The 9,198-nt window shown below is 67.0% G+C and carries 11 protein-coding genes; all 11 read right to left on the bottom strand.

Annotated elements, in window-relative coordinates:
• Window positions 1–555, bottom strand: a 555-nt coding sequence (locus Q0629_RS08430; protein WP_298781352.1) for a hypothetical protein, incomplete at its 3' end; no start/stop codon positions are given.
• Window positions 556–597: 42 nt separating this feature from the next.
• Window positions 598–1,464, bottom strand: a complete 867-nt coding sequence (locus Q0629_RS08425) for a 4-diphosphocytidyl-2C-methyl-D-erythritol kinase (protein WP_298781350.1) — start codon at window positions 1,462–1,464, stop codon at window positions 598–600.
• Between the two features lie 139 nt (window positions 1,465–1,603).
• Window positions 1,604–2,890 carry an amidohydrolase gene (locus Q0629_RS08420; RefSeq protein WP_298781348.1) on the bottom strand — a complete coding sequence of 429 codons (1,287 nt, stop codon included), beginning with the start codon at window positions 2,888–2,890 and terminating at the stop codon, window positions 1,604–1,606.
• 18 nt (window positions 2,891–2,908) lie between these two features.
• The gene (locus Q0629_RS08415) at window positions 2,909–4,153 is read right to left on the bottom strand and encodes an adenosylhomocysteinase (protein WP_298781346.1); all 1,245 of its coding nucleotides are present in this window, start codon (window positions 4,151–4,153) and stop codon (window positions 2,909–2,911) included.
• Window positions 4,154–4,214: 61 nt separating this feature from the next.
• Entirely contained in the window at window positions 4,215–5,255 is a 1,041-nt protein-coding gene (gene mtnA / locus Q0629_RS08410; RefSeq protein WP_298781343.1) for an S-methyl-5-thioribose-1-phosphate isomerase, read from the bottom strand.
• The gene (xseA, locus tag Q0629_RS08405; protein WP_298781340.1) at window positions 5,252–6,499 is read right to left on the bottom strand and encodes an exodeoxyribonuclease VII large subunit; all 1,248 of its coding nucleotides are present in this window, start codon (window positions 6,497–6,499) and stop codon (window positions 5,252–5,254) included. Before xseA ends, mtnA begins: the two co-directional genes overlap by 4 nt.
• A complete protein-coding gene (nusB, locus tag Q0629_RS08400; protein WP_298781339.1) occupies window positions 6,471–7,001 on the bottom strand; it encodes a transcription antitermination factor NusB in 531 nt (176 codons plus the stop codon). The genes xseA and nusB overlap by 29 nt, the downstream gene beginning before the upstream one ends.
• Complete coding sequence (locus Q0629_RS08395) at window positions 6,994–7,488, bottom strand: hypothetical protein (RefSeq protein WP_298781337.1); 495 nt, start codon at window positions 7,486–7,488, stop codon at window positions 6,994–6,996. The genes nusB and Q0629_RS08395 overlap by 8 nt, the downstream gene beginning before the upstream one ends.
• A gap of 60 nt (window positions 7,489–7,548) precedes the next feature.
• Window positions 7,549–8,073, bottom strand: coding sequence for an Asp23/Gls24 family envelope stress response protein (locus Q0629_RS08390; RefSeq protein WP_298781335.1), 525 nt, complete (start codon window positions 8,071–8,073; stop codon window positions 7,549–7,551).
• Between the two features lie 12 nt (window positions 8,074–8,085).
• Entirely contained in the window at window positions 8,086–8,538 is a 453-nt protein-coding gene (locus Q0629_RS08385) for a hypothetical protein (protein WP_298781332.1), read from the bottom strand.
• Window positions 8,539–8,595: 57 nt separating this feature from the next.
• Entirely contained in the window at window positions 8,596–9,168 is a 573-nt protein-coding gene (efp, locus tag Q0629_RS08380; protein ID WP_298781330.1) for an elongation factor P, read from the bottom strand.
• Window positions 9,169–9,198: the final 30 nt, after the last annotated feature.

Raw genomic sequence — 9,198 nt, 5'->3', positions numbered from 1 at the left:
CGCCGACTCCGCCCGATTCCCCGAAAGCTTGATCCGGTTCGACAGAGCGTATATCCGCCGCTCCTTCGTTTCGGCGGACGCCAGCATGCGGGACAGCGCCTCCCCGATCTTCCGCTCGTCCTCGCCCTTCGCCAGGAGGCGATACTGGGCGTAGGCCACGTAGTACTTCAGCTCCTGAGGAGCGCCCTTCCAAAGCTTCTCCGCCAACGCCAGGGCCTCCTGGCCCCGATTCGCCCTCTCGTACCCCAGGAGGAGCGTCATATCGACGTAGGGCCTTATAGAGGCGGGGAACTTCCCCAGGTGTTCCTCAAGGATCACCACCGCTTCGGGCCAGCGATCCTGTATGCGGTAGGCGTTGGCCATCAGGGCAGCATCCTGCGGGGACCTCTCGTCCATGGAGGCGTAGAGCGCCTCCATCTCCTTCCACGCCCGCTTCCAGAAGAGGTCCTGCATCGTGGCCGCCCCGGCCGGGACAGCGGACAGCAGCGCGGCGGCAAGCCCCGCCAGAAGCGCCAGAACGGCGCATCGTTCAACGACAAAGCGCTTCTTCAGCATCGAATTCTCCTGTTCTTTCATTATTGCGTTATTAACTGTGGATCATGGGAGCGGCGGAAGGTACAGGACCTGGCGGACCCAGCTCGGCCACTCCAGATCGAGGCCCCCCCCGCAGGTCAGGGCAAAGGCTGCGCCGCCGCTTCCGGTGATGCCCCAGGCGATGGCCTCCGCCCTCTCAAAGAGGGCGAAGAGCTCACGATACTGCCCGTAGGCCTCCATGAGGGGCAGCGCGAAGTCGTTGGGCAGGAGTCCTGGGCGTTCGCTTGCCCTCAGGGCGCTCAGGATGCCCTCCGCTTCCTTCCGCGCAGAGGCTTCGTCCTTCGGATAGCCTCCGCCCAGGGCGGCGTCCAGCGCGGCGTAGGCGTTCTCCGTCCCCACCTCCCAGGAGGGGAAGGCGATCACGCCGCTAAGGCGCGGGGGAGCGAGGGGCTCCAGATGGTCTCCCGTCCCGGCGACCAGGGCCATGGGGGCGCCGGAAAACAGAAAGGGCACGTCCGCCCCCGTGCGGCGCGCCACCTCCTCCCAGGGGCCCGAAGCGTCTTTGGACGCCAGCCACTGCAGCAGGGCCGCCGCGTTGCCGCTCCCTCCTCCAAGGCCCGCACCGGGGAAGAGGCTCTTCAGGACCTCGACCCGGAGGGGGGGGACCTGCACTCCGGCCTCCCGCGCCAACCGCAGGGCCCGCGCCACGACGTTCTCTCCCGTCAGGCGAAGGTCCATCCCCCGGACCTCCACGCGGTCCTCCGCTCCCGCAGGCAGGGCTTCGACCCGGAGCGCTTCTCCCGACGGGATGCGGAGGAAGATCGAGAGCAGGTCGTGGTATCCGTCGGGACGACGGCCCGTCACCCTCAGCGAGAGGTTCAGCTTTGCAAAGGCGGGCAGCACGAAGCGCACGCGCTCACTTCCTTTCAATATCAAACCATCCTGATGGGGAGGAACGAGGCAGCTCCCCCAGGGCGGCCCGTCACGCGAGGACGTCCCAGGGCCGAAAAATCAAGGGCCGCCGCAGGGCAAACGTCCCATGCGGCGGTCCCCCACGGCCCCTGCGGGGCTATCGCGTGATGGCCTCCCGCGCCTCCCGCGCCCTCTCCACAATCTCCTCGCGGTCCAGCGTCGGGAACTCCCCGTTGCGGAAGCTCCACTTCCCGTTCACCATCGTGCCCACGACGTCGGCAGAGCTCCCGGCGTAGACGATGTACGCCGCCAGGTTCTCCTCGTTGGCTCCAACGTAGTGGGGCTGGTCCAGGTCCACCAGCACCAGGTCCGCCATCCAGCCCTCGCGGATCATGCCCTTCTGGGCGAAGCCGAAGGCCCTGGCTCCCTCGTAAGTCACCATGCGCAGCGCGTCAAGGGCCGAAACGCACATGGGGTCGTGGTTCACCCCCTTGTGCAGCAGCGCGGCGGTCCGCATCTCCTCCCACATATCCAGGCGGTTGTTGCTGGAGGCTCCGTCCGTGCCGAGCGCCACAGGCGTGCCCTTCTCCAGCCACGCGGCAAGGGGCATCACCCCGCTGCCCAGCTTCAGGTTGCTGCCGGGGCAATGAACCAGCGTCACGCGGGAGAGGTCCACCTCCGTCGCCGGGTCCAGCCACACGGCGTGGGCCAGGACGGCCTGAGGCGCGTCCGGCAACCCCACGTCCCGCAGGTAGTCGGCGGGGTCCCTCTTGAGCTCCTGCCGCAGGTAGTTAAGCTCCCACTCCGTTTCCAGGAAGTGCAGGTGCACTCCCAGGCCGTGCTCGCGAGCCGCCTGAAAGATCCTCCGCATGTCGTCAAGGGGGACGGTGTATGGGGCGTGGGGGCCCAGCTGGACGGTGATCAGGCCCTCCCTCCCGTGCCAGTGTTCCGCCAGGTCGAGGCCCTCCTGGAGGGAGCGGTCGAGCTTACCCGCCTCCCCCTTCACGATCCCCCGGCACAGGGCCGCCCGCATCCGGGCCTGAAGGGCGACCTCCGCCACGCGGTCCATCTCGAAGTACATGTCGGCAAAACAGGTGGTCCCCCCCGCCAGCATCTCCAGGACAGCCGAGGCGGTCCCCCAGTAGATGAAGTCCGAGGTCAGCTTCGCCTCCACGGGCCAGACCTTCTTCTCCAGCCACTCCATCAGGGGGGCCTCCTCGCCCAGACCGCGCAGGAGGACCATGGCGGCGTGAGTGTGCGCGTTGACGAACCCCGGCAGCACCGCCATGCGGCCGTGCCCCGAAACGATCTTGTCGGCGCCGGGCAGCCTCTCATCGAGCCCCAGGATGGAAACGATCCTCCCCTTGGATACGAGGAGGTGTCCCCGCGTCGCCTGCTTTCGCCCGCCATCCAACATCAGCACGTCCTTGAACAACGTCGCCATAAGCCGTCCCTCCTCAGGCTATTCCTGCCAGCTCTTCATGTACTCGACCTGCTCCTCCGTCATCTGGTCGATCGTGACGCCGATGGCGGCCAGCTTGGACTCCATCACGGCGCGGTCCGTTTCGATGGGCACGGGGTACAGGCCCGGCTCCATCTTGTGCGTGTAGACGTAGAGCGCCGCCTCCAACTGGAGCGCGAAGCTGAGGTCCATGATCTCGATGGGGTGCCCGTCCGCACAGGCCAGGTTCGTCAGTCGGCCCTCGCCCAGCAGGTTGATGCGGCGGCCATCCTTCATCACGTAGGTGTCGATGTTGTCGCGCAGCTGCTCCATGTGATCGGCCAGGGCGCCGAGGTCCGGCTTGCTGATCTCCACGTCGAAGTGCCCCGCGTTACCCAGCACGACGCCGTTCTTCATCCTCATGAAGTGCTCCTTGCGCAGGACGTGGATGTTGCCGGTGAGCGTCATGAAGACGTCGCCCAGGGGGGCGGCCTCCTCCATGCTCATCACCTGGAAGCCGTCCATCAGCGCCTCGCAGGCGCGGTGGGGGTCCACCTCCGTGACGATGACGCGGGCACCCAGGCCTGCGGCCCGCATGGCGCAGCCGCGCCCGCACCAGCCGTAGCCGGCCACCACCACCGTCTTGCCGGCCACCACCATGTTCGTGGTGCGGATGAAGCCGTCCCACACGGACTGGCCCGTGCCGTAGCGGTTGTCGAAGAGGTACTTGCTCAGCGCGTCGTTCACCGCGATGACGGGGAACTTCAGCACGCCCTCGTCTCGCATAGCGCGGAGGCGCTTCACCCCGGAGGTGGTCTCCTCAGAGGCTCCCAGGATGCCTGGGATCAGCTTCGGCAGCTCCTTGTGGATCGTCGCCACCAGGTCGGCCCCGTCGTCGATGATGACGTTGGGCTTGTAGCCCAGGACCGTGCGCACGTAGTCGAAGTACTCCCTCGTGCTCATCCCGCGGTGGCTGTAGACGTGCACCCCCTTCTCCGCCAGGGCCGCGCAGATGTCGTCCTGAGTGGACAGCGGGTTGCTGCCGCATGCGGCCACCGTGGCCCCCAGGTGTGCCAGCGTCAGGAGCAGGTTGGCGGTCTTCGCCTCCAGGTGAAGGCAGGCTGCGATCGTCGCCCCCTTGAAGGGCTGCGCGTCCTTATACTTGTTGTACAAGAATTGAAGGGAGGGCATGTACTGCCACGCCCACACGATCTTCTTCCACCCGTGCTCCGCCAGACTGAGATCCGCGACCTTAAAGTTCTCCAAAACGATACCTCCAAAAAGTTTGATTGTCCTGCAGTGTTAACTCGATGCGACCAAACGGCTTTCAGATCGTGGGTGGGAATGGTTCCCCGCCCGCGTCGAAGCGGTAGGGAGGTCGGAAGACGCCCCGTTCCGTGACGATGGCCGTGACGTTCGCCGCCGGCGTCACGTCGAAGGCCGGGTTCCAGACCCGAACGCTCTCCGGGATATGGGAGCCGCCCGGCAGGGCCCGCACCTCATCCTCCGCTCGCTCCTCGATGGGGATGGCTGCGCCGTCCGCCGCCGAGAGGTCGAAGGTGCTCCAGGGCGCCGCGACGTAGAAGGGGATATGGTGCGCCGCCGCCAGCACGGAGAGCCCGTAGGTGCCGATCTTGTTCGCCGTGTCGCCGTTGGCGGCGATGCGGTCCGCCCCCACGATCACCGCATCGACGGCGCCGCTCCGCATCAGCGCCCCCGCCATGCCGTCCGTGATGAGCGTCACGTCAAAGCCCTCCCGCGCCAGCTCCCACGCGGTCAGGCGAGCGCCCTGAAGCAGGGGGCGCGTTTCGTCCGCGTAGACTTGGACGGCCTTCCCCGCCTCGCGGGCGGATCGGATCACCCCCAGCGCCGTCCCGTGCCCACCCGTCGCCAGGGCCCCGGCATTGCAGTGGGTCAGCACTCGGACGTCCTGGGGCAGGAGCGCCGCCCCCAGCGCCCCCATCCTGCGGCACCCTGCCACGTCCTCTGCGTGGATGGCCCGCGCCTCCGTCAGCAGAGCCTCCGCCAGGCGGGGCCCCTCCAGATCAGGACAGGCCTCAAGCCGCCGGCGCACCCTGTCCAGCGCCGTAAAGAGGTTCACCGCCGTGGGACGCGTCCGCGCGAGGCGGAGGAGGGCCGCCCTCACGGCTTCCTGTCCTTCCGGCGCCGCCAGGGATACGGCGTAGGCGGCGGCGATCCCTATGGCCGGCGCCCCCCGGACCGTCATGTCCTCGATGGCGCGCGCGACCTCCTCCACGCTGCGGCACAGGACGTAGCGCTCCTCCGTGGGGAGCGCCCGCTGGTCCAGGAGCCGCAGCGCGCGCTCCGCCTCGTCCCACAGGACGGCCTGTATCGGCTCCGCGCTCATCTCTCCTCCGTGGGCCCCTCGTTCGGGGGGTCGAACGGCACGAGCCCCCGAACGAGGCAGTCCGCCCTTCCGTCCCGGAAGCACAGGGAGAGCACCGTGCCGACGGGGGCCTCCCGCACGGAGAGGAGCCGGCGGCCCTCCCGTTCGACGGTCACGTACCCCCGCGCCAGAGCGGCAAGGGGGGAGAGGCCCGACAGGGAGGCGGCGCGGGTGCTCAACTCGCTCCGGGCGTCCCGCAGGCGAAGAGCCATGGACCGGGACAGGGCACGAAACCCCTCGTGAAGCCGCGATCGCTCCGCTCCCGTCCGCAGCCTCAGCGCCCGCTCCATCCCTTCCAACGCCAGACGACAACGGGTCCGTTCCGCCCCGATCCGCCGCCTCACGCTCCCGCTCGCGCGCTGTCGAACCTGAGCCAGCCATGCAAGGAGCGACACCCGATCCGGAAAGACCACCTCCGCCGCTGCCGAGGGCGTCGAGGCCGTCAGGTCTGCCGCCAGGTCGCTCAGGGTCGAGTCAACTTCATGGCCGATGCCGCTCACCACGGGGAAGGGGCAGTTCCGCACCGCGCGCACGACGCGCTCGTCGTCAAAGGGCACGAGGTCCTCCCGGCTGCCTCCGCCGCGCACCAGGAGCACGCAGTCCACGCCGGACATCGTGCCAGCCCGGACAAAGGCCCGCACGATGTCCTCCGGCGCGTCGGGCCCCTGGACCAGGGTTGGGATGACGACGATGCTGCAGAGGGGGTACCGCCGCCCTGAGATGCGCAGGACGTCGCGCAGGGCGGCTCCCGTGGCGGAGGTAATCACCGCGGCCTTGGAGGGATAGGGCGGGATGGGACGCTTGTGGGACGTGTGGAACAGTCCCTCCAGCTCCAGGCGCCGCTTCAGCTCCTGCCGCGCCCGTTCGATGGCGCCCGCTCCCACCGGGATGAGGCGTCGGGCGTAGAGCTGGTACACGCCCCTCTGGGGGTAGACGCCCACGCTGCCCTCGATCAGCACCTGGTCTCCGTTGCGGGGCCACTCCGGGAGCAGGTCGGCGTCCCTCCGAAACATGGCGCAGGATATCCGCGTATCCGTCCCCAGCAGGGTGAAGTAGCAGTGCCCGCTGGTGTGGCGCTTGAACTCGGCGATCTCGCCCGAGATCACGAGGGCCTTCAGCAGGAGGTCCGAGTTGAAAAGCCCCTGGATATAGGTATTCAACTCGTCTACCGTCAGCTCAGACCTGCGGGTCCTCTCCCTCTGCATCCGCTCCGCCCTCCTTTCGCTCCTCCGGGATCAAGCGGCGCACCACTCGGGCCAGGACTCCATTGACGAACCGTGCGGAATCCTCCGTCCCAAAGGACCGGGCGAGGTTCACGGCCTCGGAGATCGCCGACTTGAAGGGGAGCGCGCACTCCAGGAAGCCCTCAAAGACCGCGAGGCGCAGCACCGCACGGTCCACGGCCACCATGCGCTCCGGCCTCCAGTTCGTCACGACGCTCAAGAGGACCTCGTCCACCTCCGCGCGCCGGTTCCAGGCTCCTCGCGCCAGGGTGCGGCAGTACTCCTTCACCGCAGGAGGTTCCGCTTCAGCGCAGCTCTCCGCCCCCAGGAAGAGCTCCAGGGCCTCCTCCAGGTCCTGCCCCGGCGCACACTCCATGGAGTACAGGAATTGAACCGCCAACTCGCGGGCCCGCCGGCGGTCCGCGTAGCCGCGCTCCTGATGACTGCGGGGATGACGTTGGCTCTTACGATCCGGCTCAGACACGTCCGTCTCCGTCCTGTATCCTCGGCTGGGGCAGGAGGAAGCTCTTTCGTCTTGTGAGGAGGAAGGTGAGGCCTCTCACGACGAACCAGGCGGCGGTCCCCCAGAAGGCGGTCCAAAAAAAACCCACCCAGCCGGCAACGACAATCAGCGCGATGGAGGATGCAAGGGCCATCCAGGCCCAAGGGCTCCTGAGGAGCGTAAATCGCGTCTCTATCCAGTCAGACCCCGGAGCGCCCCGACTGGACCAGACCACGGAGGTGAACATCCCCAGGGGCTCCATGAGGGCGGAAAGGCTCCTCGTAAGTCCAAGCTCGCGGGAGGCGTCGCTGGAGGACATCAGGAGCGTCAACAACGCGTCGTCTCCCGCCGCGAGGGCCAGGCCGTACAGCCTGAACCTCGCAGGTAAAAAGCCCTGGACGAAGTCGAAAAGCCCGTCGTAGGACATCCGGATCGTTCCATGGGGCGTTCGTTTCCACAAAAAGTACACGTCGTCACCTCCGCAAAACGGCTTGCCCGGAAGCAGCGGTCCTGGCGGGCAGACCTCGACTCAGGAGGGCTCCTCCGCTCGCCTGGCGCCCTCGTCGGTCGTCGGCGCCTCGCCCTCTCCCGAGGCCTCGACGGGCTCCGCATCCGACGCCGACTCCGAAGGAGCGGCCGAGCCTTCGGGCTCATCCAGCGGGAGAGGGTTCTTGAGGTATATCCCTTGAACGTTGACGTTCACGGCCTTCACCGTGTAGCCCGTGTACCGCTCCAGGTTGGCCTTGACCTTTTCCTGGACGTCCCAGGCCAGGTCCGGGATGCGCTGGCCGTACTTCACCAGGACGTAGGCGTCGACGGTGATCGTCGGCGACGGCCCGTCTTCAACGGAAACGCGGATGCCGTCACCGCCCTTGCGGCCGATGCCGAACTTCGCGGAGAGCCGCGTGTTGGCCGCCTGAATGTTGGGGATGCCCAGGATCGTCTTCTTCGTCAGCTCGACGATGACGTCCTCGGAAATGTGAATCACGCCGTCATAGTGCGTTTCATCGCCAAAGGGGAGGCCGGCGTCCTTCTTCTCCTGCGTCGAGTCCAAAATCAAAGCCTCCTAAGCGTCAATGTCAGCACGCCCCCGGATCGCCCTGCCACACTCGGGGCAGAGGACCTCATCGTCCGCGCCCTCCCCGCCGCTGCGATAGAAGGAACAGCTGCAGAAGGGGCAGGTGATGGAGGCAAAGTCCGGGAGCGCCCGGCCGTCGCCGTCCTCCTCGTCCTCGCCATCTTCCTCGTCCCAGTCCTCAAGCGTATCGGAGAGGATCGCGTCCTTCAGCTCAAGCACCGAACCGTGCAGTTTCTCGATCAGGGCCCGCAGCAGCTCCAGCGTATCGGTCGGCTCCCCTTCATCGCGGGGCAGCGCAGTCGCCCTGCCCTCCGCCTCCACCTCGAGGGCCAGCGATGAGAGGGCGTCCGCGATGGCCAAAAAGGTCCTCCGGTGCGGTTCCTCAGCGGGCATTCCATCCAGAAGACCGCGCAAATAGGCGATCCGTTCCCTCGCGTTCACAAGTTTCCGCCTCCTTAAGCTCTCGCAGTCCCCGGTCGAAGGGGCCCCTCAGGCTCGTTACTTCTTCGCGCGCTCCAGATAAAGCCCCGTGCGCGTGTCCACCACGATCTCCTCGCCGGGCTCGATGAAGACGGGGACGGTGACCACCAGCCCCGTCTCCAGCGTGGCGGGCTTGCCGCCGCCGGTGACGGTGTCCCCCTTGAAGCTGGGCGGGGTGTCCGTCACCTTGAGGGTCACGCTCTTGGGAAGCTCAATGCCCATGACCTTCCCCTCGAAGAACTCGAGCTGGATCTCAAGGTCGTCCACCAGGTACTTCGCAGCTTCCCCCAGGACCTTCGGGGAAAGCGTCATCTGGTCGTAGGTCGCCAGGTCCATGAAGACGTAGTCCTCTCCGTCGCGGTAGCTGTACTGCGCCGGCTTCTCCTCGTAGATGATGCGCTCGAACTTCTCGCCAGGCTTGAACGAGTTCTCGACGATGGAGCCCGTCTCCACGTTGCGCAGCTTGGTCCGCACCACGGCGCCGCCGCGCCCCATCTTGTGATGGTCGTAGTCCACGATCTCCCAGATGCCGTCCTGCCATCTGAACTTCAGGCCTACGTAAAAATCCGTGGTGTCCACTACCTGAGCCATACCGATTCCTCCAGTTTTTACCCGTTTTAT

It is taken from the genome of uncultured Fretibacterium sp. (genome assembly GCF_938030725.1).
Classification (GTDB): Bacteria; Synergistota; Synergistia; order Synergistales; family Aminobacteriaceae; genus Fretibacterium.
Note: the sequence above shows the minus strand (reverse complement) of the source record. Positions and strands in the feature narration are given on the sequence as shown.

What these genes read in the sequence shown, in the direction of transcription:
- Q0629_RS08420 (WP_298781348.1), bottom strand. Translation starts at nt 2,890, where the DNA reads ATGGCGACGTTGTTCAAGGACGTGCTGATGTTGGATGGCGGGCGAAAG.
- mtnA (WP_298781343.1), bottom strand. Translation starts at nt 5,255, where the DNA reads ATGAGCGCGGAGCCGATACAGGCCGTCCTGTGGGACGAGGCGGAGCGC.
- xseA (WP_298781340.1), bottom strand. Translation starts at nt 6,499, where the DNA reads ATGCAGAGGGAGAGGACCCGCAGGTCTGAGCTGACGGTAGACGAGTTG.
- efp (WP_298781330.1), bottom strand. Translation starts at nt 9,168, where the DNA reads ATGGCTCAGGTAGTGGACACCACGGATTTTTACGTAGGCCTGAAGTTC.